Here is a 26,992-nt window from a genome sequence, read left to right as displayed (position 1 = left end):
CACGCTGAGTTGATCAAGATGCTTTCGCGTACTCAGTCACCAAACTTTCTGTCACCCACTCAATCATCCCTTTATCACTTTCAAGATCAAACACAGGTTTTTGACATAACTGATTGATAATTGTTGCACTTCGCCAAGCCATCAGGCTCAGTTGCGGTTCTGCAATCCCATGACTGTGCATGCCAGCATTCACAGCAAAAATTTTATTTTTCGCACTGCCTTTCCACTTCAGTTCAAAGTTTCCTGTCATGCCATAACGGCCTTTCTCATCCAAGTCCAGCAAAGGCAAAATCGATTTAAGACATTGCGGATAAGGCGCACTGAAACCCGTAGCGAGAATGATAATATCGGCTTCATGCATTTCAGCTTGCTGACTCAGCGCATTCAATGCCTGAACGGTATAACTGCCAGCCCGATCTTCCAGAGAACTCATGCTCCGGTGGGGTAACAACCGCACCCACTTCTCTTCTTTCAGAACATCGAATCTGTGGTAAAGCTCGCGATAAATACTCAGGAGTGCGGCCTGAGTGATCCCATCTGATGTCAATTTCTGAGCATCAATTTCGGCTTGTTTGACCGTGGGCTCCAGCCCCAGGAAGGTTTCCACATATTCAGGCGTGAAAAACTCATTGGTGAAGGCAGCCTCATCCAGTGGCTGGAAATTGGCACGACGGGACAACCAGTCCAGACTTTTCACCTTGCCCCATTTCCCGTTCAGCAAATTCAGGAAAATATCGGCACCACTTTGTCCACCGCCAACAACCATGACGCGCTTCCCGGTGAAGTCACGGTCGCGCAACCCCATTTCGGCCGCGTGGAATACTTTGTCACTGATATGTGGTTTCGCACATTCAGGAATGGAAGGCACCTTGCCAGTTCCGATACACAGGTTTTTCGCCAGATAAGATCCTTGGTTGGTCTGTATTTCAAAGGCATCGCCTGTATATTCAATCTGCTCAACACGCGTGGCAAACTGCACATTAGAGAGCTGGTGCGCCGTCCAGGCTAAGTAATCAGAGAACTCATGACGGCTGATACAGCCCAGCTCTGCAGATAAGAATCGATAGAATTTCTTCTGATCAACCAGATATGAAAGGAAAGAATACGGGTTTTGCGGATCAACGGCCGTCACCAGATCTTTCAGAAACATGGTTTGCATGTTGGTGTTATCTAACAATAACCCCGGATGCCAAGAGAAAGATTCCCGGCCTTCAAAAAAGCAACTATTCAGTTCGGTTTTCGTGTCCAGAAGGGCCGCAACACTCAAATTAAACGGGCCAACGCCAACACCAGCCAAATCCAGACATTCTTTGTGGTTGTTCTTTTCCATGATGATTTCCTTATTTTTCTTGAGCCAAAACGAGCGGGTTGTCGAGCATGTCATCCATATCCGGTAACATCCGGGATGCACTGCTGTCTGTACTGTGGCGGAACTTCGCCAGATTTAAGCCAAGGCGCAAAATCCGCGGCTTAAACAAATCCAAACGCTCAAACCTGTCAGCAAGTTCAGGATGTTGTTCCATGTGATGCTGAATCCGGTTGCCCAGTAATCGGTAAAAGTGGTTTTCCGGATACCCCAGCTTTTCCAGAAGTGGTGAGATGAAGCGCAGCACCGTCACAAAATGTCCGGTCTGTAAATCATGAATAATCAGTTCTTCCGGCAGACGAACTGTGGCTGCTTTCACCGCTGGATGCAGCGAAGCTTGCTCCGGCAATTCACGCTCAACCAAACGCATATCTCCCTGAAAGTCTTTCAGTAAAATACGTTTCGGCGCATGATTCTCCATCACGATGGTGATGTTCTGACCGTGCGCAATGAGGGACACACCGTACTTGGTCAGTAAGTGGTAGAACGGAATCACCACAGCATCAAATAACCGGGTCAGCCATGCATCCGTCGAGAGTCCAGACGCGGCAATGTACTCGCCAATCAGGGGATGTCCCTGGCCGTCAGATTCCATCAGCGCTGCCATCAGGATGGCGGTTTCATTGTCTTTCAGTTTCGATGCCAGCGATTCCCGCCAGATCACACCCAACAGCTCATGATAACGATACGGCGCTTGTGCCAGACGCTGATAATCAGCTTGTGATGCATAAGCTGCGGCTGGCTCCTGCAAGACTTCAGCACCTTTTCCGCTCAGCAGCGGATCCGTTTGAAAAATCTGATCAATCCAGTCTGATGCCATCGGACCTGCCAGAATGTAGCGCCCTGGAATTCCCCGATAACAGGAGGTGTTCATAATGGTCAGCGGCAGCTTGATGTCGTAGCCCTGCGGCCGCGACACATTGCTCAGCGTTCGGATCGAAAGCTGTGGCAGGAAATGGTCGCCGTATACACCCAGATACAGCAGGCTTTTCTCTGCCATTTCCCGCATAAACAGCAACGACAGCTTTTGAGACCACTGCCAGGGATGCACTGGAATGATGGTGTAATCCTGCGGTTCGACGTCAAATGCATCCAATGCCCGGGCCAGCTTGTCTAGCTCAACGTCTGTCATCGCAGATTCAAGCAGCTGTTCCCAACGCGTGGTTTCATTCGTCGACTGCTGCAGAATATCATGATGAACTGCCACCCAGCCCAGTTGAAATGCTCGCTGAGATTCCGGTGCATACAAATCTAAATCGTCCGTCCCCCAACCTCTGCGTCCTTTGTTAAATGCAAATTTCGGATGTCCATCAAAATAGGTTTGTTGTAATTCGCAGCTCAGCTGCGTCAGATCCTTCGCGGTCAGGCGCTGCTTTTTCGCGGCCAATTTACAGTCGCCCAGCAAGGTCGCATTGAGATCTTCGAAATGCTCTGCCATCGCTTCATCCGGCATATTCAGTAAGGATTGAATATCCATCATGAACTGCGTGGCCAGGACGGGCTCAATGGCTGGCGTTCGGGTCACGGACTCAGGTTCAATCACCACTTGCCCCCAAATGTTTTCCTTCCCCCGAAACTGATAATGAACATCGTTATCCAGCTTCAGCTCATAACCCGATTTAGTGACCTCAAAACGAAATGCCTGCTCATAAGCAAACTCGCTGATCATTTTGGCGACGATGGCGCGGTTCGCCTTAGGCCAGTATTGTTGAATTGCCTGTTGCATCATTACCACTGTTCTCCAAAGAAGGCGTTTCGCTCAAGCATCAGGAAGGCTGAACGTTTGTGCGGGAAGTTGAACTCGAACTGCTTCTGGTATCCCACTTCTTTGATCCGGTTAAACAAGCGCTGATTATCCGCACGGGGCTCCAGCACAATCCGGGTTGTGCGCAGATCATCAATGAAGAGGTAATGACTGATGGCGCGCATCCAGCAGTTAAAGTAACGCGGGCCACGGAATTGATCTTCACCCACCAGCAAGTGAATCCCGCGGTCGTAAGGCTGCACATCATAGTAAGGCGCAAGACGATCTTCGCTCACCCAGTAAGCTTCCACATAGCCAAAGGCCTCACCGTTGAACTCGCCGATTAATGGCAGAATATGGGCATCGTTCAAGCGAGATTGTGCAAACTCCTGCAACTTTTCCCGGCTCCAGGCCTGCTCCCAGAAATGAGCAACACGGGGATCGTTCATCCAGCGAACAAAGCGGTCTAAGTCTCGTTCCATCTCAAACACGCGGAATGAAATGGTCACCTCAGCCTGATGGTCATCGCGCTGATAGACGGTGCCCGTCGGTTTTGCAGGACGCAACGGATGGTGCCGGTATTGAGGATTGGACTGAACTTCAATCCGTGGAAACAGACTGGACGGCTTATGTAAATGCCAGTGCAGCGGCAACTGATAAAACATGGATTTATACAGCAGGTTGCCTTCACTCAAAGGCAACAGTGCGGCAACATGGGCAAACAGATCCCGAGGTGCATCAATGAAGAAGCGATCACATTCCAGCTGCTGACTGAATTCATGATCCAGATCCTCATAGAGCTGCCCGATGACTGCCGGGTTTTGAAAATCCGCCTCAGATAACGTCAGCTGAATCCAAACCCCTTCCCCCTGCGCTTCCGTGATTTGAAAAGTCTTAGCATGATGCATGAAGTGCCTCCTTGGCTTGGATGAGTGGGTTGGCTAAATCAAAATAAATCACGGCAGGATCCGGAATGGAGTTTTCATTGAAATTCTGCAGGTAGCAGTAGAAGTTTCCTTTGCAGCACAGACCTTCGTCACTCAGCACGTAGTCCAGACAGGCTGAATCACGAACACCACTGGCTTTCAGCGCTTCCAATTGGTCACGCAGAATCGCAACCAGTGCCATTTCATCAACACCAGTACCAGCACCGATTGCACCGATCACATTGAACGTTGAGTTAATAATCAGGTAATAAGCGAAATACCGGCGGACTTTGTCCTGATTCCAGTAATTCTCAATGTCTTGCTTGGTATCGCTCAGCGCCTCAGGGAACCGCTCAAACGCAAGATCTGTATAGCCGGTGCCCTGGCAATCCCGGTAATACATACCGACTGGGAAGCCGTCTTTCAGCTGCATCACAATGTTTTGCTGATGTGCGAGAAAAACCACGCCATGGTTGGCCTGCAGGTTGAACAACGGCAGCACACAATGCTGGCAATACGCGGCAAACCAAGCTTTGGCTGCTTGCTCCAGATCGATATGCTGACCAGCAGCATAAGCCGCAACCCGGTTTGCCAGCAGGCTGTGCCCGCCAAATGGGTTTTGTTGTGCCAGCGTCGCCAGAACAACCGCCTCTTCATCCACTTTGTCTGCCAGTGGGTTGTCACGAAACGCCACCAGCGACTCATCAATGGCTTGACCATTTTTATCGATCAGTCCAAGGTAAGCCGGTTCCTGCATCAGCTGGAATCCTTCCCCTTTCCCCAGTACATCCTGAATGCCAGTGTCGGCAAACAGTTGATTCAGGCGGGTGCCACGAATCACTTCTTTCACGGAAAGGTTCCGGATTGAGTTCGTCAGTTTGACACTCAGCGAGAACTTCAGCATATAAGGCAACGCTGGTGCATAGAGTGAACGGGTTGAAGACGTCGGATACCAGTCCGACCCCGCTTCGCCCAGATCCCGAATTAATCCGGCGTCACAATAATCAATCACATCCGGATGCTGACTGAACACCTGCCACTGCCAGGGATGCGCTGGCAGCAGTACCTGATTGTCGCTCAGTTGAGTGCGCATCTCCGCCGGAAAGGCCGTATCCGCATCAAGCAGACTGTTCATTCGTGCGGCAACCGATTGATCCGCTGAACTGCCTGAGATCACGATGGATGCATCGACAGCGAGCCAGCGCAGCGGAAAATGACCGCCGAATTCAGGGGAGAACTTTTTCGCATCTTCCTGGCTGAACTGCTCGCGGCTTTTGGGTGCCGGATGGAAAGAATGGCCAATCAACAGTCCCTGTTCTGCCTGCTGAAAATTCAGAGCTTGCGTAAACAGTGTTTCACCATAAGGATTCTGGCTGGCGGCAGCGTAAGTATTGCGGTGACTTTCCAGAACGCGCGTTGTAAAAATGTGCTTCTGCTCATCCGTCACCAGGCCGACTAAAGCCTGCTCCGCAAGAATCAGTGCCATCACATCCTGAAATGAAATGGCCTCCGATATCTGACTTTCCAGACACGCCGGAAAACGATACTCATGAACGCCTAACTCAGAATAATACTTAAGTGGAATGCGGATACGGCGTTCAGCCGACAGCGGAATGATGTAACTGGTTTCACCTGAAATTGTTTCAAACTGAATCGCCCGGCACTCGCGGGCAAGGGCATTAAGGAAACATGCAGCAGCCACATCATGCTGACCAGCCACTGACATCTCATTCGAATCGTTATGTATTTTCATCATTTACTCATTACATTTAACAATGATGTCAAATGCTAATGATTCTCAAAAACATAATCAATAACTTTTATGTGAATTCTCCTTTAAATTTTCAGCGTTGCTTTAAACCGATGAATTCAACGCCGAATGTGGCGCTTCAGGCATAAAAAAGCCAGCGATTCACGCTGGCTTATCATGACGAAATGTATGGAAAAAGGATCAGATCATTTCCGCATGAGGTACAAGAAATATCCTCCCCCAATAACGGATGCCAGCAATCCTGCCGGAAATTGCCAGGGGAACCATAAATTACGTCCGATCCAATCTGCGATCACCATCAGACAGCCCCCCAGCAGACAGGCAATGGTCAGCTGACGAAACGCTGAGTACTGATTGAGTGAACGCGCCATATGTGGGGCCAGCAAGCCCACAAAACTCAGCGGGCCAATGACAATGGTGCAGAGTGTTGTCAGCGCGGCAACCAGCAACAATAAACACTGACGCACACGTTTACAGTCAATCCCGACACTGGTTGCACTCACCTCACCCAGCCCGATTAAATCAATCCACCTGCTGAGTGACAGCGTCACAACAAGCAAAAGACCAACACCGACCGTCAGCAAAAGCACATCCTGCGTTGAAACCAGATAGGTTGACCCCGACAACCAGGTCAGCAATGCTCTGACATTGTCTTGCCCGGATGTCATCGCAATCCGGAGAAAAGCATCCAGTCCAGCACTGAGCGCAATCCCGGTTAACAAGGTTTGCGTGGGTGCGAACTTGTGTCGTTTCCCCATGAACCAAATCACGCCGGTCGCAAGTAAAGCACCCGCAGTGCCCAGCAAGACCTGTTCATGCCGCTGAACTGAAATGCCCATCATCGCCCCGATCACCAGCGCGAGGGCGGCACCAGAGCTGATGCCCAAAACTTCCGGACTCGCCATGGGATTGGTTGTCACACGCTGGATGATGGTGCCGGCCAGTGCCAGTCCCACCCCTGCAAGCAAAGCAACCATGACTCTGGGGGCACGATACTCCCAGGCAGCGTCAGACAAGGTTAACGCCCAGCCCTGCTGCCCTTTGCCAAGCGTTATCGCAGCGATCACACAAAACACAGCAAACGCGGTTAAACACCAGGCTGTCTGATGAAAATCTCTTTGATGATACTGGGGAACGGCTTCTTCCCTTGCCCGCAATTCGGACTGCATGGTTTTCCGACGGAGTAACCACAACAGAAACGGTGCGCCGATCAGCGCCGTCATGGCACCGGTGGGCAGCATTTCTCCGCCAACCCCTGAAAATGGCTGAATGAGCAGATCTGCCAGCAAAAGCATCAGGGATCCCAACACGCCGCTCACCAGAATTTGCAGATAAAGCTTTCGCATGCCCATCATTCTTGCAAGGGCTGGTGCAACGATCCCCACAAATCCAATCAAACCGACTTCACTGACCACGGCAGCCGTCATAAAGATGGCCAGACCTAAACACAACACTTTGATTTGTTTAACATTCACGCCCAGAGATTTCGCAACGCCTTCTCCCAACTGAAGCGATGCCAGTGGCCGCTGTAACAACATCAGCACCCCCAAAGGCAGCACCGTCATGGGCAGTAACGTCTGAACCGATGTCCAGCCATTTTGATTGAGCGATCCGGCTCCCCACACAAAAACAGAGGCCAATTTTTGCTCATGCAGTAACAGCAGCATGGTGTTCACGGAACCAAAGAACAGGCTGATCACCATCCCGGCCAGAACCATGTGCACGGGGGCAAACCCCCGCTTCGCCGACAGCAGGAAGACCAGAGCCGTCGCCAGACAGCCGCCCAGAAATGCAGGAATAAAAGCAGAAACATGCAAAGAAGCCGGTAACAGCAGAATACCCAGCACCATGCCAAGTTCTGCCCCGGACGCCACGCCCAGTGTGGTCGGTGATGCAATCGGGTTACGCAGAACAAACTGCATCACGGCACCGGCAACGGCGAGAGAAAAACCACATAAAACGGCCACGCTTAATCGTGGCAGATAAGTGAGATGAACAATCAGGTGCTGATAATTGGCCGGATCATAATGAAACAGCGTCTGCCAGAGTAAAGGAAGCCCCTGCGCATAAGGCACAGTCAGATTGAGCAGATAACCCAGGATGGTCAGTAAAAGGCCACACACAAAAAACGACCGGGCAATTCCGCCCGATCGGATGAACATTCGGATGGATGAAACTTGTGACTGCATCAGTGATTCGTGAGTTGTTGAGTGATGTGATCGCTGAAACGCTGTACAGAGACCAGTCCGCCGAAGGTCCAGATTGCAGGCAATTCATAAACAGCATTGTCGCGGGTAAATGCCATGGCCTGCCACAAAGGCGATGCAGTCAGTTTCTGTCGCTCTTCGGCTTTCAGAGGGCCGAAAATCATGACATTGCTGGACTGATGTTCCGCCATTTTTTCTATACCAGCTGTTGTAAAGCCCCAGAGATTGGTGGGTTCCTGCCAGTCATTTTTCAGCCCCATGGCCGAAATTGTATCCTGTGCCAGTGATCCCTCACTGTGGATGCGAAGGGTTTTATCATTAATAAAACGGATGAACATCAGAGGTTTATGACCCGAATCCGAAGCTTTCACAGCATCACCATTGGTTTTTAATACGGCCATGGTGTGCTCAATCACCTGATTCGCCTGCGTTTCTTTGCCAAGTACCCAACCTAACTGACGCGTGATGCTCACAGCATTGTTCAACGGTGTTTTGGCCTTGTTGTACACCGAATAGACCAGCGTTGGTGCAATCGCGCTGAGTTGCTGGTACACCGGGCTCATGTGTTCGCTGATTAAAATGACATCCGGCTTCATCTCGGCCAGCAGTTCCAGATTCGGTTCGCGACGCGAGCCCACATTCTTTGCAGCGTCTGGTAATTGTGGCTCTCCGACCCAAGTCCGGTAGCCTGCTTGATCAGCGACACCGACGGGGGTCACGCCCAGACTCAGTACGGTTTCTGTCAGTGCCCAGTCCAGGGTCACGACTTTTTGGGGAATCTGAGCAATCTCAACGTCACCCAGTTCATGCTGAACGGTCATGGCCTCAGCCTGAATCGCAAAGACTGCGACAAACAATGCAATGAATTTTTTCACTGTCTTTCCCTGTTCTTGTTGTTATGGAATGTAACTGATGGGCTGCCCCGTTTGCGGATGCTGGAAGAGAGCCAGCTCCATACCGTAGATTTCTCGGAGCGTCTCCGGGGTCATCATGGCTTCAGGTGTCCCCTGCGCAATCACTTCACCGGAGTGTAAGGCAATCAGATGATCGCTGAACTTCGCCGCCATGTTGACATCATGCAACACCATGATCACGGTCAGCCCTAACGTTTGGTTCAATTCCCGGATCAAATGCAGCAATTCGTACTGATGCGCCACATCCAGTGCAGAAGTCGGCTCATCCAGCAAAATACATTTGCTCTGTTGTGCCAGCAGCATCGCCACCCAAGCCCGCTGCCGCTCGCCACCGGATAGCGTGGCAACAAAACGTGCTGAAAATGGCGTCAGTCCGACCCGTTCAATTGCTTCATCCACGAGGTTGTAATCTTCCTGACTGTAACGACCAAATGCCCCTTTCCAAGGATAACGACCAAAGCACACCAGTTCCCGAACTGTAACGCCATCGGTGATGGGCGGGTGTTGAGGCAAATAAGCAACATTCAGTGCAAACTTTTTACTGTCTAACTGACAGACAGGATCGCCATTCAACAACACTTGTCCGGATGAGGGCGTATTTTGCCGGCTGAGCAGTTTCATCAGGGTTGATTTACCGCAACCGTTATGGCCCAGCAAGGTGGTCACTTTTCCGGGTTGAAATGAGAGTGAGGTCGGATGAAGAATCCGCTTTCCCTCGACGTCGAAGGCAGCGTCAATAAGTTGGTACATGAATGAGATAAACGGGTTGCACAACAGATTTGACGCACTCTACCATAGCAGGCTGTGAATGATAATAGTTTTCAGATTCAATATTTATATGTAGGATACCCGTCACCAAATCGAATGAGAACACGAATAGTTCTCCTTTGTTTTTATGCAGGTTCGCTGCACTCTCTCTACATTCCAATCAGGAAGGAACCATGACCCAAGATGCCAGCCGTCCCTCTCATCGACTTCATCTGACACTGATCGGCCTGATCGCCGCCTTAATGGGCATCGGGCAAAACGGTTTGCTGGTCTCGCTCCCCTTTTTGGTGGAACACTCAGCGTTTGGCTTGCCCACCTGGTCGGTGGTGATTGCAATCGGCAGTTTCCTGTTCCTGCCCGCTGCGCCTTTCTGGGGCAGCTACAGTGACCGAAACGGTCCCAAAGGTGTTGTGCTGCAAGCCTTGGCAGGTATGGCGATCAGCTTCCTGCTGCTGCTGATCTTCACCGCTCTGAGTGATACATTCAGCGAACAAACCTACCTGTGGCTGGCCGGATTGGTTCTCGCACGGATTATTTACGGCTGTACCGTGGCTGGCATGGTGCCCGCCAGCCAGCATTGGGCGATTTTACTTTGTGGCAGTCAGCATCGACTGCAGGCCATTACTTCGGTCAGTATCGGGTTAAGTACAGGTCGTTTGGTTGGTCCCTTATTGGCGATGGGCGCGCTCAAACTTCATATTTACGCACCGCTGATACTGATGGTCGCATTTCCGGTCGTTGCTTTCCTTGGCGCCTGCTGGCTGCCGAAACCTGTGTTCACGCCAACAACCCCACCAACAACACAGCAGCAACGCAAATTGCCTGATGTCTCCCTGCTGCCATTTCTCCTCACGGGATTGCTGCTCTGTGCCGTTGTGGCTTTACTGCAATACAGTCTGTCACCTCTGATCGGTTCAATCACCACCTGGACCACAGATGAGATCAGTCAGGCCATTGGTTTACTGCTGACACTGAGCGCCGCCTTTACTTTGCTGACGCAGGTGCTGGTGATCAAAAAGAAAAAGCTTGGCATCGAATCCATGTACCGATTGGGCGCCATTGCCCTGCTGATCGGTTTTGTGCTTTTTCTCAACACGGCATTCTGGATCTTTACCCTCGCCATGGTTGCCTCTGCGATTGGCGCTGCTTTACTGGTGCCCGCCTATACGTCCATGGCCACCCAAACCAACCCGGATCAATCGGGTAAAATCGCCGGTTTGATTTCAATGTCACACACCCTGGGTTATGGTCTGGCCTCTCTGCTGGCAAGTGCTGTGGTGATTTCCCCGCAACTTCCGGTGTGGGTCTGTCTCGGGTTTTCAGTTCTGGTCACCGGGATTGCCTTTACCCGACGGAAGGAAAAACCCGTGGTGCGTGTGGTTGAGGAGCGGTGAAATAAAACAGTGAATGACGGTAGTTTTTATTTTCAGAGACACATAAGCCCGCAAATGCGGGCTTATTTATAAAAAATTATGGATCACTATTAGTCGAAGCTAAATGAAACTCGCTCGATGTCGGCGTAATTCAAACTGCCGGTATAATCATCTTTTGAATCATGAATAGAGTTAGAGTTCAACTGAACCACTTCTGTAAAATCATTGAGGTCTGTGAGAGTATCGCCAGATTCCAGATAGTTATCTGGTGTGCTATCTCTAAAAAATACTCCTGTATTCATCGCTGGTGCTTGTTTTGCTGCAGCCATTCTCGCCAGGTATTCATTCAGGACTGGGTCATCTTTCTCTGAACCAACCAGAATATCTGTTTCATTAACCTTTTCTGTCGCCAAAATTGGTTGTGGTAAAATATTGATGCTCACAATAGACTTACCATCAATCGTTTCTATCTTTGCCGTTCCCAGCTGTTCTACAAATTTACGAGTTCTAAATTCAGCATTCTTTTCACTTATAGATGATGACATAGCTTCAAAAAAGATATTGGACTTCCCATTTCTAAATCTGGCTACAATCATAAAATCCCTGCTATTTTCAATTTTCCCTGAATTATCAATATCAAAAGCAAAATCAACTTTCAATTCTTGATTTTCAGTCAGCAACTCAGGAATCTGATTATACAACTCCACCTGAACATTAATCCCTTCCGGCTTGACCACTTCCTCAGTCACACTTTCTTTCACGGCCTCTTCAACCGCTTTTTTATCACTGTCATTCCAGTCACAACCAAATAAGCCCAGCGATGCCAACATAACGACGGATAATTTCTTTTTAAACATCTTTCTCTCTCAATATGCAATATGAAATGAAATCAACAGGTTCCTCCCTGTGATGCACATAGGGTTTCACTGAGCGAATTGCATATCAATATAGTGCTTTTACTCTATGCATAAGGATCACACTGCTTAGACAACAAGTGTGATATTGAGGGAAAGTGGTTAAATTAACTTATTGAAATAAAACGATGAATTGATGAATGAACGAACACGAATTTCCGCCTGTGCCCTGTAACCCCCGCCTCGCCTCCCCCTTGATAAGGGGGAGGAACCGAACCGAATTCATTATGAGCTCAGCAATTCCCTCCCCTTGGCAAGGGGAGAATCAGGGTGGGGTTCGTAAACCGATCACGGATTTGGCGATTGCGCCAAATAACCCCCGCCTAGCCTCCCCCTTGAAAAGGGGGAGGAACCGAACCGAATCTGTTGTGAGCTCGACTATTCCCTCCCCTTGGCAAGGGGAGGGTCAGGATGGGGTTCGTAAACCGAGCACAGATTTGGCGACTGCGCCAAATAACCCCTCCTAGCCTCCCCCTTGATAAGGGGGAGGAACCGAACCGAATTCATTATGAGCTCAGCAATTCCCTCCCCTTGGCAAGGGGAGAATCAGGGGGGTCGTAAACCGAGCACAGATTTGGCGACTCCGCCAAATAACCCCCGCCTAGCCTCCCCCTTGAAAAGGGGGAGGAACTGAAAGCGTTTGCTGTGGGCACGGATGTAAAAAAACCCGCGACTGGCGCGGGCTTTGATTCTTTATTTCAGCTTCGCTGACTTGTGCTTATTTCTTACCCAGATGCAGCCAGGTCTCAACCACGGTATCCGGGTTCAGAGAAACAGAGTCAATGCCCTGCTCCATCAGCCAGTCGGCCAGGTCGTCATGGTCGGATGGACCCTGACCACAGATGCCGACGTACTTTCCGGCTTTACGCGCTGCTTTAATGGCCATCGACAGCATGGCTTTCACCGCTTCGTTGCGCTCATCAAACATATGGGCGATTTCACCGGAGTCACGGTCCAGACCCAGCGTCAGCTGTGTCATATCGTTTGAGCCAATCGAGAAGCCATCAAAGTACTTCAGGAACTCTTCCGCCAGAATGGCATTCGATGGCAACTCACACATCATGATGACTTTCAGACCATTCTCGCCGCGACGCAGGTCGAATTTCGCCAGCAGATCAATCACAGATGCCGCTTCACTCACGGTACGCACGAACGGGATCATGATTTCGACGTTGCGCAGACCCATGGTGTTCCGCACCCGTTTAATGGCTTCACATTCCAGTGCAAAACAATCCTGGAACTGAGGCGACACGTAACGGGACGCGCCACGGAAACCAATCATCGGGTTTTCTTCAACCGGTTCGAAGTTCACACCACCAACCAGATTGCGGTATTCGTTCGATTTGAAATCTGACATCCGGACAATCACACGCTTCGGCCAGAATGCCGCAGCCAGCGTTGAGATCCCTTCAGTCAGTTTCTGAATGTAGAACTCAACCGGATCCGAGTAACCCGCGATGCGACGGTCGATTTCGGCTTTCAGCTCATCCGATTGCGCATCGTAATTCAGCAGTGCTTTCGGGTGAATACCGATCATCTTGTTGATGATGAATTCCAGACGCGCCAGACCAACCCCTTCGTTCGGAATACAAGCGAAGTCGAAGGCACGATCCGGATTGCCCACGTTCATCATCACTTTCAGCGGCAGTTCAGGCAGGTTATCAACCTCTGAACGACGGATTTCGAAATCCAGTTCGCCTTCGTAGATGTAGCCCGTTTCGCCCTGCGCACAGGAAACAGTCACAGTCTGACCATCCTGCAGCAGAGCGGTTGCATTGCCGCAGCCCACGACAGCCGGAATGCCCAGCTCACGCGCGATAATCGCAGCGTGACAGGTCCGGCCGCCACGGTTGGTGACGATGGCTGCTGCTTTCTTCATCACAGGTTCCCAATCCGGGTCTGTCATGTCGGCCACCAGCACATCACCCGCCTGCACCTGATCCATCTCATCCAGATGGTTCACGACACGGACCACACCCGTGCCGATACGCTGACCAATTGCTCGGCCTTCGACCAGAGATTTACCCTGACCGTTCAGATGGAAACGCTCCATCACTTTGGCATCATCACGGGAACGCACAGTTTCCGGACGTGCCTGAACAATCAGCAGCTCGCCAGTGATGCCATCTTTCGCCCACTCGATGTCCATCGGACGACCGTAGTGTTTTTCGATGATCATGGCTTGTTTCGCCAGCGATTCGATTTCGTCGTCGGTCAGTGAGAAGCTGTTTTGTTCTTCAGGGGTCGTTTCCTGAATGACCACCTGAGTCCCCAGTTCCTTGCCTTCGCCGTAGACCATTTTCTGCATCTTCGAGCCAAGCGTACGACGTACGACAGACGGGTTACCCGCGACCAGCGTTGGTTTGTGAACATAGAATTCATCCGGGTTAACAGCACCCTGAACCACCATTTCGCCCAAGCCAACAGACGAGGTGATGAAAACAACCTGATCAAAACCAGATTCAGTATCCAGCGTGAACATCACACCAGAAGCGGCTTTGTCGGAGCGCACCATGCGCTGAATACCGGCAGACAGAGCCACACCTTTGTGGTCGAAGCCCTGATGCACGCGGTAAGAAATTGCACGGTCGTTGAAAAGCGAGGCAAAAACGTGTTTCACCGCTTCGATGACAGAATCGATGCCACGAACGTTCAGGAAAGTTTCCTGCTGACCTGCGAAAGAGGCATCCGGTAAGTCTTCCGCTGTTGCAGAAGAGCGGACCGCGACAGACAACATGTCGTCGCCTTCACCCAGTTCCACGTAGCAGCGACGAATCTCCTGCTCCAGATCAGCTGGCAGTGGTGCTTCGTACACCCATTTACGAATGGTGTCACCAGCCTGCTTCAGCGCGTTCACATCATCTACATCCAGCTTATCCAGCAGATCGTAAATCCGATCATTCAGCTGATTGGCTTCCAGGAATTGGTTGAATGCATAAGATGTTGTTGCGTATCCATTCGGTACTTTCACGCCAGCATTCGCGAGGTTGGCGACCATTTCGCCCAGCGATGCGTTCTTACCACCAACTTTATCGACATCGTTCATTGATAAAGCGTCATACCAAACAACATTCTGTTGCACGGGAAGTCTCCTTGTATTGGATCAGCTGTATTGTGTGGGCAAACTCTCAACGAAAACGATTGCTTTGGCATTCAAAAAAAACTTGCGTCAGAATCGAGTCCGCTCAAGACAAACTGCTGGCAAAACCTTGCTCAGCAGAACACTTACCCTGTAGGGTTATAGTTATAAATTGATTGATGGCCCCAATCGTTACAGGAACATTTAAAGGACTCAACTTATTATGCGGCGCAAATCTGATTTTCGTGATGTATTTTACGTTTCTGACGGTACAGCGATTACTTCTGAAACACTTGGACATGCTGTTCTGGGTCAGTTCGACCTGGAGATCCGTCAGACCACACTGCCTTTTGTTGAGTCTGTCGAACGCGCACAGCAGGTGAAAGACAAAATTGACGCGGCTTATCAGGCATCCGGGATCGAACCGCTGGTTTTTTACTCCATTGTGCTGCCAGAAGTGAAAGCGATCATCAACCAGAGTCAGGCAAAACTTTACGATGTCCTGAATGCACTGGTGCAGCCGCTCAGTAAAGATCTCAACATGACCCCCAATGCGATGCTTGGCCGCTCCCACAGCATCAACCGCGACGCGGCCAGCTATCAGGACCGCATCGCTGCCATTGAATACACACTGGCCCACGACGATGGAATCTCCCTGAATAATCTGGATAAGGCAGATATTATTCTGCTTGGTGTTTCCCGTTGCGGCAAAACACCCACCAGCCTGTATCTGGCGATGCAGTTTGGGATTCGCGCCGTCAACTACCCTTTCATCGCAGATGATATGACCAGCCTGAAGCTGCCCAAAGAAATTGAACCCTACCGTTATAAAACTTACGGCCTGACGATTGATACCGAGCGACTGGTGACGATCAGAAACGAGCGCTATGCCAACAGCCAGTACGCCAGCGAAGGACAATGTGAGAGCGAACTGTCGAAGGTCGAAGCCATGTTCCGACGCGAAGCGATTCCCTATCTGAACACCACATCTCTGTCGGTCGAAGAAATTTCAACCCGCCTGTTAGATATCAGCGGGCTGAAACGGAAAATGTGTTAATAAAATTATATTGATAATGTTATAAAATTAACCAAGCCATAGTTCGTTGCTATGGCTTTTTCTTTCACACTTCCCGGCTTGCCACACCACGGGATCCCCGTCTGCGCCTCATGACAAACGGCCTTCCATCACCCTGTCTCAATGATGAGAGTCAAAAAAGCTCATAAATTGAACTAATTAATGAAAACTTTTCTGACATGCCCGGATTCATCAAAAAAGCGCCACACCTTGAAATATGCTTACTGAGAAAGGAATAAATTAATCCCATCGAGGTAGCAGATGAACAAGCCTTTTTGGTTTTTGACATTGAGTGTTGGGGTTGCGCTGACACTTCAGGCCTGCGGCGGAGGCTCAGGGGGTTCAGATTCCGGCAACGGAACGGACGGCAGTAATCTCCTGGATCGGCAAGCACGCCTGACCTTCGTGAACACCGCACGTGAGCCCGTGGATGTGTTTGTCACGAATGGTGAAAACGCATCAAATTCCACCCTGTTCCAGCAAGGCAATCTGAAAAGCGGCAATCTGGTCGACAGGACTCACCGCGAATACACGCACCGCTGGGGGAACAATTCAGCTCTGTCCGTCACCATTGGGATCTGGGACAGTAAATATCAGCTGGAAGAAGAACCCGCACTCACCAATACCCTGCTGAATAACGGGGAAGACTGGTGGACTGTCGTGTGGCTGGATGGTGAAACCACCAATAGTTTCCGTGTCACAACGATTCGCCGCGAAAACGATGACAATGTGCCGGATGATCAATACCGAATCCGGGTCTTTCCGAACAAAGATATCCGCATCGATTATGAGTCGGCCACTGCGAGCGGATCGGCTGAAGTCGGTGCCGGCAAGGTGTCCTCCCCGATTCTGATGGCCAGTTGCGGCGATCAGTTTGAAATCTCGGCAACGAAAGGGGAAGCAGGCAATAATCTGGACCCGATTCAGCTGGATTTATGCAGCATTCCGGATCTGGAACCCGGCGATTCTTATCTGGTTATCACCAGTGATGACGACATTCTTTATGCTGTGGAAGAATAACCCCATAAAAACAACACAAACTGACGACAGCGACGGGTATAACAACATCAATGCATCACTGATGACATTGAGGCTGATAACAATAACTGGGAATATTGCGCATTCGCCAAATGGCGACACTCACTCGCACGGAGCGCCTACGTAAAATAAAACGATGATACCAATTCTGCTTCAGCTTGCGTTTTTTGGGGAAATGGAGCAGAAAATCAGGGCAGTCATCGACAGATTCAGTAGGCAGCGGTGGCATAGCCCCAGGCGTTCAATGCCTGGGGCTTTTTTCATCTTCAAATCAAGCCGTCGCCAGCTTTGCTTCTTCTGTGCGTTTCAGGAAAGCATAGGTGACACCCGTCAGGATGGTGCCTGCGGTAATCGCCACCAGATACATCAGCACCGGGGTAATGGCATTCGGAATCAAGAGAACAAACAGACCCCCATGAGGCGCCATCAGTTTTGCACCGAACAGCATTGACAACGCACCTGTCAGCGCACCGCCCGCCATACAGCTTGGGATCACGCGCATCGGGTCGCGGGCTGCAAAAGGAATGGCCCCTTCAGAGATAAAACACAGCCCCAGTACGAACGACGCTTTTCCGGCTTCCTGCTCTGGCGGGCTGAACTTTCGTTTTGCCAGAAAAGTGGCCAGTCCCATGCCTAAAGCAGGCACCATACCCGCCGCCATTACCGCGGCCATCGGTCCGTATGTCTGAGATGCCAGCAAACCAACCCCAAAGGTATATGCGGCTTTGTTCACCGGGCCCCCCAGGTCGAAACACATCATACAACCCAGGATAATACCCAGCAGCACCGCGTTGGCCGATCCCATTGTATTCAGGAATTCAGTCAGGCTGTTCATTGCAGCTGCAACCGGACCACCGACCACATAAATCATCACCAGCCCCGTGAACAGGCTGGCAATCAGGGGAATAATCAGGATGGGTTTTAATGCTTCCATCGAGGACGGTAACCGCAGAGAATCAGCAATCATTTTTGCGCTGTAACCTGCCAGAAAACCTGCCACGATACCGCCAAGGAATCCGGCGCCGGTCGAACTGGCCAGCATACCGCCAATCAGGCCGGGCGCTAAACCCGGACGGTCAGCAATCGAGTAAGCGATATAGCCTGCCAGCACAGGAATCATCAGCGCAAATGCTGAACCGCCACCTATCTGCATCAAAGCGGCTGCCAGAGTGCCTTCTTCTTTAAATGCCTCAATCCCGAAGATAAACGACAACGCAATCGCCAGACCACCCGCAACAACCAGCGGCAGCATGTGAGACACCCCGGTCATCAGGTGCTGATAAGGTCCGGTCTTTTCTCCTTTGACTTTGTCTGAAACCGAGGCCGCCTTGCCCTGATACACACTTGCGGTCGCATACGCTGTGCTGATTTCCTGCGCCGTTTTCTTGAGTGCAGCCCCTGTGCTTGTTTTATACAGCCGCTTCCCGTGAAAACGGCTGAGATCAACTTCAATATCCGCCGCAATCATCACCAGATCCGCATCGGCAATATCGCGCTCGCTCAGCTGATTTTTTGCCCCGACGGATCCCCGGGTTTCAACCTTGATGTCATACCCCTGACGCTTCGCTTCTTCGGCCAGCGCTTCCGCGGCCATAAAGGTGTGTGCGACACCCGTCGGACAGGCCGTGATCGCCACAATACGTTTTCCAACGGGGGCAGAATCAACCGTGCTCTGAACAGGCTCCTGTTCAACTGCCGGTGCTGTTTTCAGAACCGAAGCGCCTGCAACAGCGTTTTGCAGAAACGCTTTGGGATCCGCAAAACAAGTCGCCATCCCGCCCTGATAGACTTTCTTTCCGACAAAGCGAGTCAAAGCAACCGCTTTATCTGCCACAACCACAATGCAATCGGCGGCTTCAATACTTGCCGGAGACAACGGGCTTGCCGGTACAATACTGGACTGGCATTCAATCTCGGCGGTCCAGTTTAGATCTTTAGCCGCCTGCTCCATCAGCCCGGCCGCAATCACGGTGTTTGCGATACCGCTCGGACAAGCGGTCAGAATTGCAATCTTCATGTCGTCACCTTTATCCTTCCAAATTCACGTGTTGACCAACAGGCTGCTCGTTCAGCATCCGAACACTTGCCAGCGTTTGCGAAAGTACCGCCTCATCCGGCACACCGACGCCCACCTGAGTGACCGCCAGCGCCGACAGCGCTGTTGCAAACCTGAGTGTTTCTTCTTTTGACCATTGATTCAGATAGCCCCAGCACAACCCCGCCACCAGCGTATCGCCGGCACCCACTGTGCTGACCACGGCCATTTTCGGCGGCTGCGACTGCAACCAGCCCGATTCATCCAGCCACATCACCCCCGCAGCCCCCAGCGAGACCACCACATTCTGAATGTCCTGATGGTGTAAGGCTTCTGCCGCAGCCTGCAGCGCGTCCTGCGTTTCCAGTGTTTTACCGCACAATGCAGCCAATTCGTCATCATTCGGTTTGACCAGCCAGGGGGCAGCCCCCACTCCCGCTTTCAGGGCTTGATGACTGCTGTCGAACAAGACTTTCTTTCCCTGTGCCTTGAGTTTTGCCATCCAGCCGGCGCAGGTTTGCGGGCTCAGACCCACGGGCAGACTGCCCGCAATCACAAACACATCATGGTGTTCGGCCAAGGCGAAAAGCTGCTGCTCCATCGCCGCAACATCGTCCGGATTCACGGCGACACCGGGAAAATTGATATCACTCACCCGGCCATCGGCTTCAACCAGTTTGACATTGATCCGGCTGGCACCAGGGACGCGGACAAAGGCATCCTCAATGCCGTATTGCCTGAAGAGTTCACAAAACGGGTCCTGATTCTCTGTGCCCAGCAGGCCCGTTACCGTCACCGCCGCACCCAGTTCAGCCAGCACACGGGCAACATTCACCCCTTTACCGGCCGGATGCAAAGTGCCCTGTTCGACCAGATTCACAGCACCGGGCTGAAGACGCGGCAAGCTGCCGGTCAGATCCAGTGCGGGATTCAGGTTCACAGCCACCACTTTCGGGTGTGTTGTGGCTTTTGTGGCTTCGGTATTCATTTATTTTCCTTCACCCAATCCGGTCGCAATCGCATCGCCAATCGCATTCAGTGCCTCGCTGGCATCGGCACCCTCTGCGGTAAATTCCAGCGCGTGTCCATGCTTCACCCCTAAAGCAATCACCTTCATCAGGCTCTTGGCATTCACCGATTTGCCATCGCCCTGCAGATTCCGCACCTGAATCGTGGACTCGAATTTCTTAGCAACACTCACCAGCATGGCACCCGGACGCGCATGCAAGCCGTGTGCATTGCGAATCTTGTACACTGCCGTATTGGCATCGGCACTGGCCTGTGGTTCAGAAGAGTCAGCAAAGAGAGATGAAATCTTGGCCGCATCGCTTTCAAACAACCGTTGCACTTGTTGCTGATACACCCATTGCGATACCTGCTTCAGCGGCTTTTGATAAGAAGCATTGCCTGCCGCAATCATCAGCAAGCCTTTCACGGGTTTATCTTCAACCTGAAACTCTTGTGACGGCGTCACAAATGACAATGCGGTCCGTTGAACATCCTGACGGCTGCTTGCCAACCACAGCCCCTGACCCAGATAAGTGGCGTCTTTCGCTATCACATCAGCAACAAAGTCCCGCCCCACAGCCTGATGGTTTTTCAGTAAGCCACCCGCGACGGCTGTGAGTTGAAGCAAATCTGTCGCCGGAAAATTCAGGGCAATCAGAGAGGCATCGACATCCGCTTCCAGTTGCGTTTCTCCGTTGAGCAAAGCGATCAGGCTGCTGGCATCGGTGGACTGCTGAATTTGTTCAGCCACTCCTTCGGCGGACAGCACTCGGGTGAGTTGTTTCAAAATCCCGAGATGTTCATCGGATTTCGCAGCGATCCCAATGGCCAGATAGACGGTGTTGCCCTCTCCCCAGTTCACGCCATTCGGATAGTGATGAATTTTGACACCTGTGTGCTTCACCAGATCCCGCGTGTCTGTGGTGCCATGCGGAATGGCGATCCCATGGCCCAGAAAGGTTGAGTTTTGCGCTTCCCGGGCGAGCATGCCATCGACATACCCATCCGCAACCAGCCCGTGCTGAGACAGTTCGCCGGCGAGCGCAGAAATTGCAGCGGTTTTATCGGTCGCTGATTGATTCAGCACAATATCTTGTTGCGTCAGTGACAACATGGTTCGGTCCCCTCGTCTTCGCGGCTCTTTGTGGCCGGATTGCCCTGAGTGTCGTGGCTAATGTTGGTTTCACCCAAGCTGAAACGATTCAGCAAACCTGTAAATAAAAAGTTTCAGCAATGCACCAGAGCGTATAGAATAAGACTATTGTCTTTGCTGAAACCTTTCAGCACACATGCTGTAACGATTCAGCATAAATTGCAAACACTCTGGTTCGGATCCTTTTTCAATCTATGATCCAAGCCACAGTTTGCTGCTTTCTGAGTGATCAATAGAATGAAGTTAGATGAAATAGCCCGGTTGGCTGGTGTCTCCCGAACCACAGCCAGTTACGTGATAAACGGCAAAGCCAGCCAATACCGCATCAGTGAAAAAACCCAGCAAAAAGTCATGGCTGTGGTTGAGGCGCACAATTTCAAACCAGATCATGCAGCCAGCGCCTTACGTGCCGGCAGCTCACATTCACTCGGTTTTATCATTCCGGATCTGGAAAACTCCAGTTATGCGAAACTGGCCAAGTTACTGGAACGGGATGCACGCAAAGCAGGCTACCAGCTGATTATCAGTTGCTCTGATGATGACATCGACACGGAAATGAAGGTGGCGCAAACACTGATCAGCAGACGAATTGACGCGCTGATTGTCGCCAGCAGTCTGCCTGCCGACCACAGCTTTTATTGTCAGATCCAAAGCGCGGGTGTGCCCGTAATTGCCATCGACCGAGGCTTAGATGACGAATGTTTTGCCAATGTCATCAGCGAGGATCATGATGGTGCCTACGCGCTGACCCGACAACTGCTCCAATCGGGCCCCGCTTCTGTCGGCCTGATTGGCGCTGTCCCTGAACTTGGGGTTTCCAAGCAGCGGGAAATGGGCTTTTTGGCTGCAGTCCGCGATCAGGGAGAAGCCACGCTGGTGACCCGAACGCTGTATGGCGATCATTTCAGCCCCGAAGAAGGACAGCGGCTGTTGCAGCAGTGGATCGACGACAATCAGGTGCCTGAAAGTATTCTGGTGACGTCGTATGCGCTCTTCGAAGGCATGCTGGATTGCCTGTTGTCCCACCCGACCCTGATGAAAACAACGCAACTGGCAACCTTTGGTGATCACCGCTTGCTCGATTTTCTGCCGATCCGGGTCCATTCCCTGCCCCAACAATTTGAGGCGATCGCCGACAGCGCGCTGGAGCTGGCGTTGAACGCCACGGCAGGCCGTTATTGTCCGGGTGTCGAAGTGATTCCCCGTCAATTGAAAATTCGCTGATGCATCAATAGCCGGTCAGTTCCATGAATCCCTGGCCGGTGTGACTACCTGATACAGCAATCGGTCCTTCCCAGTAAGGAAAAATAAAAGGCAGCAACTGATCGGTTCTTTTGGCCTGAACTTCCAGTGCAATGTGCTGCGACGGGATCTGAATCCGCCATCGCACCGGAAAATCCCGCCCGGCAATGTCTGCCGTCTGAATGGGAGTCAGGCTAGCCTCTTGGGGGGAGATGATCTCGGTTTGCCCGTCTGGCTGGCTCAGGCTGCCAAACACATGTGCAGGATGTAATTGGCTTCGCAACTGATACAGCATGAGGGCACGCCCGTCATCCAGATGAATTGAAAACCAGTCCCAGCCCTGCTGATGCGCGGATAACGGCTGACTGCTCCATTCCCGGTCAAACCAGCCATTGCCGCTGACCTGATAGCGCTGACCGTCCAGTACAATGTCTCCGCGCAACCTGACAAACGGCATACTGTAGTAATAAGAAGCGAGCGCCGGATCGGCCGGATCTTTTTGGCTGTAGCCCTGCTGGCCTTGCAGCACAATACCACCACGATTCTGCATATCAAGACGGACCGCCATGTCCTTATCCTGAAATGAAAGCTGCGCCGGAAAAGGCGCACTCCCCTGCCCCTGCCAGCGCCAGTTATCCAGCCAGAGTGCAAAAGGCTGGCCTTGCACACCGGCTTGGCCGATCCCGCCACGCGCAAAGCGTTCTGCCTGATATCGCTGATCTGCCTTCGTCACCACCACATGCGCCATATACCGCTGCGGACTCTGCCAGCCGCTTTCTGGGTTCGCCAGACTGACCGGACGAGATGCATTGCGGAACAGTGTCCATTGTACGGCCAGCCATTCGCCCTGCTCTGTTGCCAGATTCGCCGTCAGATACCACCATTCAGTCCTGAAGTTCGGATGACTGAGGTGATCCGCCGGGAAGCGAAATGTTCTGCCCGGAACAACTGTTTCAAATCCGGGATCACTTCCCTGAGTTAGCAGGTTCATCGCACTGTCAGGCGTCTGTTGTGGTCCGCAACCCGCCAGAAGCACGCCCCATAACAGCCAACCCCTGCTCAAATCCAGCCCGATTCGGTTGCATTTCATCAGCGATCGGATTCGGCCATCCATCAGAACGCTTCCCGTAGCGACAACATGGCTGAACGCTTCACCAACTGCCAGACTGGCCAGGCGCCAGCCAGCAATAATGCTGCCAGTGCCGTCCCCAGTGTCAGCAGATACTGCAGCGGGAAAATCTGAACAGGCATGGTCCAGCCAAACGAATATTTCAGCACCACATCAATGAGCAACTGTGCCAGAAATAACCCCATCGGGAGTGCAATCAAAGCAGTCATCAAACCAATCGCCAACAGTTGCCCGCCCCCCAGCAACGCCAGTTCTTTGCCCGTCATCCCCATACACCGCAGCAGCGCAAACTGCCGCTGACGGGAAATCTCGCTGGCAACCGTGGCAATAAACAATCCGACCACAGCAACCAGTAATGTCAGTTTTCCCAGCGTGGAAGTCACAATGAATGTCCGATCAAACACAGCCATGGCCTGAGCCATGATCTGCGTATTGTCGCTCACCTGAGTGTCTCTCAGGTCGAAGTGATTTTTCAGTCGTGCCTTTAAAGCTGAAACCTCCGCGGGTTGATTCAGGTGGACACCCAGGCTGACTTTGCCCTGCCGGTGAAATCGCTGCTGCCACATTGGCTCTGAAATGAACACCTGTCCGTATGGATTGCCGTAGTCGTAATAAATGCCGCCCAGCAGCCAGCCATTTCCCAATCGTTGGGGCAAATCGACCCTTTGACCCGGTTCCCAGCCCAGACGCAATGCCAGCGATTCACTGGCCAGAAACACCTGTTGCCCAGGCTGATGTAATTGCTGCCAGTAATTCTCCAGCACACTTTTCATCGGCAACGCCTGTTGTTCCCCCAGTGAAGCGCCCAGACTCAGCACCTGTAACTGCTGTTCCTCCGTCTGGCCGGGAATCTCTGTCCGCCATCGCCACCAGACGGTTTTGACCCCTTGCCGGTTCGACAGCCAATCCGCAATCGCCGAGGCCTGCGGCGCAGAAGGCATGACATACAGATCAGCCGCCAAACGTTGCTGAAGCCATTGCTGAGTTGCCTGACGAAAGCTGCCGACCATGGTATCCATGCCAATGGTCACTGCCAGCGCCAGCATAAAAGCCATGGCAGCGACACCCCGATGGCTCAGGCTTGCCGCCGCATCGCTGAAAAACCAGCGTATCCGGGGAGAACGCCTCCATTTCGACAGCCCTTTAAACACGACCCAGAGCAGAAACGGCATGAGTAAGCCGGATGCTGCCAGCAGGCAGCCAATCAATAAAAAACCGGAGAGCTGGTTGTGTTCCAGCGCATAGATCACCATTGCCAGCAGGATGAAAATAACCGCCATCCCAGCCTGCCAGCGATACTCTCGCCAGTTCCCCCGGACCATCGTCATCTGTGCAGTTAACCGGGCCGGCGGCGTTCGGATCAGGCGTACCAATGGCCAGCCGCAAGCCAGCAAGGTACCCAGAAAAGCAATGGCAAGACTGAAAAGCCCCCACTGCCAGCGCCATTCTGTCGTCAGAGAGAGATTGGCCTGATATAAATCGCTCAGGGTGGATGCGACGGACGGCAGCAGTTGCTGTGCCAGAAACAGCCCCAGTAGATTGCCGCCGATCACTCCCAAACTGAACCAGAGGATGAGTTCAGCCGACAAAGCCCGCGCCAGTTGCGGTACCGTTACACCACTCTGACGCAGCAATCCGACCAGAAACTGTCGCTGTGTCAGCGATAACGACATTGCCTGATAAAAAATGAATAAACCCACAACGAAAGCCAGCATGCCCATCGCAAATAAATTGAGATGAAATGCCCGGGTCAGCGGCTCCAGATGCGTGTGATCATTCTCCGTCAGCTGTAGCCCGCCGGGAAGCAAATGGCTGATATTTTGTTGCGCCGCCTGATTCAGCTGACCACACAACACCGCCGTAAACCCGGATCTCGGAAACAGCTGCCGTACAAGCCCCATATCAGCCACTAACCGGGCCCCCTGAACCCGGCTGTCCTCAACGATGTGCAGCACGCCGACGGTTTCTCCGGTGACCAGCGTCAGTCGCTGCCCTTCAGAAAAGTTTTTGAGCTGCGCCATCTGACGATTGACCAGCACACGATTGCTTTGCCGGGTCAGCAAGGCGGTTTGTGTTCGCTGAGAACCGGTTTGCATCAGGGGCAGCATGACGTAAGGGTCAATCCCAACCAATGTCAGATTGCCAGCTTCCTGAGTCTCAATCCGGTGTTGTTCATAAGGCACACACTGCGCATAGCCAGAACGTCGCAACTGAATATACAGCCCTTGTGGCACCGTCATGCCGGGTTGCTGATGGCGAATCGCGAACTGAAAAGGGGTTGAAAACAGCATTTCTCCTGCTTGATAGCTGGCCCTTGCCTGTTGATTCACAGCCAGCACCCCAACCAGCAATGCAATCCCCATCACCAGCCCGAGCAATAGCAGCACAGCCTGTAACGGATGACGCCGGTAATGTCCCCATAACGCTTTAAAGACCGGATTGTGCATCCAGTACGCCCCCTTTCAGCATCACACAGCCATTCAGGTAGGCTGCCACCTGCGGGCTGTGCGTGACCAGCAACAGGGAACAGTTCATATGAGCCGTCAGGCTGATTAACAGTCTCATCACTGCCGTGGCATTTCTTTCATCCAGACTGCCCGTTGGCTCATCCGCCAGCAAAATATCCGGCTCCATATAGAGCGCGCGCGCAATCGCCGCCCGTTGTTGCTGACCGCCAGAAATCTCCTCGGGGTAACGGCTCAGAAGCGGTTTGAGATCGAGTGCAGAAATAATGGTGCGCCACAGCTCCGGCTGCGCGGGCAGACCTTTGAGCTGACGGCAGAATTCAATGTTGTCCTGAACTGTTAAGGTGGGCAATAAATTGAATTGCTGAAAAATCAATCCGATATGGTGCCGCCGGAATGCCGTCCGCATCCGTTCAGAGATTCCGTGAATCGGCGTCTCACCCAGCCAGATCTCCCCGTCATCCACCTTATCCAGCCCGGCGATCAGATTCAGTAAGGTACTTTTCCCTGACCCGCTTTCCCCCATTAAGGCAATTTGCTCGCCCCTTGCCAGACAGAACTCAGCCCCCTGAATCACAGCATGGTACTCATGACCATCCTGATATCCCTTGCAGAGCCCGACAAGTCGTAACATTCCTGCCTCCGAAGACCCAAAATCCTGAACAATGATGGATGATTCAATGTGTATCCTTCTGAAATTGAACCATTTTCAGAACGACTGTTTCAGGAGTTAAGTGTAGTACAAGGCAATTCAGACGCGGGAAACAAACAAAAAGGGCCGTGAA

At 52.0% G+C, this 26,992-nt stretch carries 19 protein-coding genes; 4 read left to right on the top strand and 15 right to left on the bottom strand.

Annotated elements, in window-relative coordinates:
* Nucleotides 1–13: 13 nt before the first annotated feature.
* From KDD30_RS06600 to KDD30_RS06570, 7 genes are all read right to left on the bottom strand, one after another.
* Complete coding sequence (locus tag KDD30_RS06600) at nt 14–1,330, bottom strand: lysine N(6)-hydroxylase/L-ornithine N(5)-oxygenase family protein (RefSeq protein ID WP_211648448.1); 1,317 nt, start codon at nt 1,328–1,330, stop codon at nt 14–16.
* Between the two features lie 10 nt (nt 1,331–1,340).
* The gene (locus KDD30_RS06595; RefSeq protein WP_211648440.1) at nt 1,341–3,095 is read right to left on the bottom strand and encodes an IucA/IucC family siderophore biosynthesis protein; all 1,755 of its coding nucleotides are present in this window, start codon (nt 3,093–3,095) and stop codon (nt 1,341–1,343) included.
* Nucleotides 3,095–4,018 carry a GNAT family N-acetyltransferase gene (locus KDD30_RS06590; protein ID WP_211648438.1) on the bottom strand — a complete coding sequence of 308 codons (924 nt, stop codon included), beginning with the start codon at nt 4,016–4,018 and terminating at the stop codon, nt 3,095–3,097. The genes KDD30_RS06595 and KDD30_RS06590 overlap by 1 nt, the downstream gene beginning before the upstream one ends.
* Nucleotides 4,005–5,789 (bottom strand): IucA/IucC family siderophore biosynthesis protein, encoded by a 1,785-nt coding sequence (locus KDD30_RS06585; RefSeq protein ID WP_211649646.1) that lies wholly within the window; start codon nt 5,787–5,789, stop codon nt 4,005–4,007. Before KDD30_RS06585 ends, KDD30_RS06590 begins: the two co-directional genes overlap by 14 nt.
* Before the next feature lie 203 nt (nt 5,790–5,992).
* Nucleotides 5,993–7,969 carry a Fe(3+)-hydroxamate ABC transporter permease FhuB gene (gene fhuB, locus KDD30_RS06580; protein ID WP_211649644.1) on the bottom strand — a complete coding sequence of 659 codons (1,977 nt, stop codon included), beginning with the start codon at nt 7,967–7,969 and terminating at the stop codon, nt 5,993–5,995.
* 26 nt (nt 7,970–7,995) lie between these two features.
* Complete coding sequence (locus KDD30_RS06575) at nt 7,996–8,889, bottom strand: iron-siderophore ABC transporter substrate-binding protein (RefSeq protein WP_371826068.1); 894 nt, start codon at nt 8,887–8,889, stop codon at nt 7,996–7,998.
* Between the two features lie 21 nt (nt 8,890–8,910).
* Nucleotides 8,911–9,678, bottom strand: coding sequence for an ABC transporter ATP-binding protein (locus tag KDD30_RS06570; protein ID WP_211648436.1), 768 nt, complete (start codon nt 9,676–9,678; stop codon nt 8,911–8,913).
* Nucleotides 9,679–9,869: 191 nt separating this feature from the next.
* Between KDD30_RS06570 and KDD30_RS06565 the strand changes: the two genes are divergently transcribed.
* Nucleotides 9,870–11,090, top strand: a complete 1,221-nt coding sequence (locus KDD30_RS06565; RefSeq protein WP_211648427.1) for an MFS transporter — start codon at nt 9,870–9,872, stop codon at nt 11,088–11,090.
* Nucleotides 11,091–11,179: 89 nt separating this feature from the next.
* Here KDD30_RS06565 and KDD30_RS06560 read toward each other — a convergent pair whose 3' ends face one another.
* Together KDD30_RS06560 and ppsA are read right to left on the bottom strand one after the other, a co-directional pair.
* A complete protein-coding gene (locus KDD30_RS06560) occupies nt 11,180–11,926 on the bottom strand; it encodes a hypothetical protein (RefSeq protein ID WP_211648425.1) in 747 nt (248 codons plus the stop codon).
* Nucleotides 11,927–12,701: 775 nt separating this feature from the next.
* Nucleotides 12,702–15,065, bottom strand: a complete 2,364-nt coding sequence (gene ppsA, locus KDD30_RS06555) for a phosphoenolpyruvate synthase (RefSeq protein ID WP_211648423.1) — start codon at nt 15,063–15,065, stop codon at nt 12,702–12,704.
* Nucleotides 15,066–15,285: 220 nt separating this feature from the next.
* Here ppsA and KDD30_RS06550 point away from each other — a divergent pair, with 220 nt between their 5' ends.
* Entirely contained in the window at nt 15,286–16,119 is an 834-nt protein-coding gene (locus tag KDD30_RS06550; protein WP_211648422.1) for a pyruvate, water dikinase regulatory protein, read from the top strand.
* 279 nt (nt 16,120–16,398) lie between these two features.
* Nucleotides 16,399–17,157, top strand: coding sequence for a hypothetical protein (locus KDD30_RS06545; RefSeq protein WP_211648420.1), 759 nt, complete (start codon nt 16,399–16,401; stop codon nt 17,155–17,157).
* Between the two features lie 289 nt (nt 17,158–17,446).
* On the opposite strand, the gene fruA is transcribed toward KDD30_RS06545, so the two are convergent.
* Genes fruA through fruB form a run of 3 tightly spaced genes read right to left on the bottom strand, consistent with a single transcriptional unit; the run spans nt 17,447 to nt 21,332 of the window.
* A complete protein-coding gene (gene fruA, locus KDD30_RS06540; protein WP_211648418.1) occupies nt 17,447–19,192 on the bottom strand; it encodes a PTS fructose transporter subunit IIBC in 1,746 nt (581 codons plus the stop codon).
* Between the two features lie 10 nt (nt 19,193–19,202).
* On the bottom strand, nt 19,203–20,198 hold the full coding sequence (gene pfkB, locus KDD30_RS06535; RefSeq protein ID WP_211648416.1) for a 1-phosphofructokinase: 996 nt from the start codon (nt 20,196–20,198) through the stop codon (nt 19,203–19,205).
* Entirely contained in the window at nt 20,199–21,332 is a 1,134-nt protein-coding gene (gene fruB, locus KDD30_RS06530; RefSeq protein WP_211648414.1) for a fused PTS fructose transporter subunit IIA/HPr protein, read from the bottom strand.
* Nucleotides 21,333–21,608: 276 nt separating this feature from the next.
* Here fruB and cra point away from each other — a divergent pair, with 276 nt between their 5' ends.
* Nucleotides 21,609–22,595 carry a catabolite repressor/activator gene (gene cra, locus KDD30_RS06525; protein WP_211648412.1) on the top strand — a complete coding sequence of 329 codons (987 nt, stop codon included), beginning with the start codon at nt 21,609–21,611 and terminating at the stop codon, nt 22,593–22,595.
* Nucleotides 22,596–22,599: 4 nt separating this feature from the next.
* Here the strand turns inward: cra and KDD30_RS06520 are convergent, their stop codons facing one another.
* The 3 genes from KDD30_RS06520 to KDD30_RS06510 are packed head-to-tail and all read right to left on the bottom strand — an operon-like array spanning nt 22,600 to nt 26,841.
* Nucleotides 22,600–23,727, bottom strand: a complete 1,128-nt coding sequence (locus tag KDD30_RS06520; RefSeq protein WP_211648410.1) for a lipocalin-like domain-containing protein — start codon at nt 23,725–23,727, stop codon at nt 22,600–22,602.
* Nucleotides 23,727–26,189 (bottom strand): ABC transporter permease, encoded by a 2,463-nt coding sequence (locus KDD30_RS06515; RefSeq protein WP_211648408.1) that lies wholly within the window; start codon nt 26,187–26,189, stop codon nt 23,727–23,729. The genes KDD30_RS06520 and KDD30_RS06515 overlap by 1 nt, the downstream gene beginning before the upstream one ends.
* Nucleotides 26,170–26,841 (bottom strand): ABC transporter ATP-binding protein, encoded by a 672-nt coding sequence (locus KDD30_RS06510; protein ID WP_211648406.1) that lies wholly within the window; start codon nt 26,839–26,841, stop codon nt 26,170–26,172. The genes KDD30_RS06515 and KDD30_RS06510 overlap by 20 nt, the downstream gene beginning before the upstream one ends.
* Nucleotides 26,842–26,992: the final 151 nt, after the last annotated feature.

The organism is Photobacterium sp. GJ3 (genome assembly GCF_018199995.1).
Classification (GTDB): domain Bacteria; phylum Pseudomonadota; class Gammaproteobacteria; order Enterobacterales; family Vibrionaceae; genus Photobacterium.
Note: the sequence above shows the minus strand (reverse complement) of the source record. Positions and strands in the feature narration are given on the sequence as shown.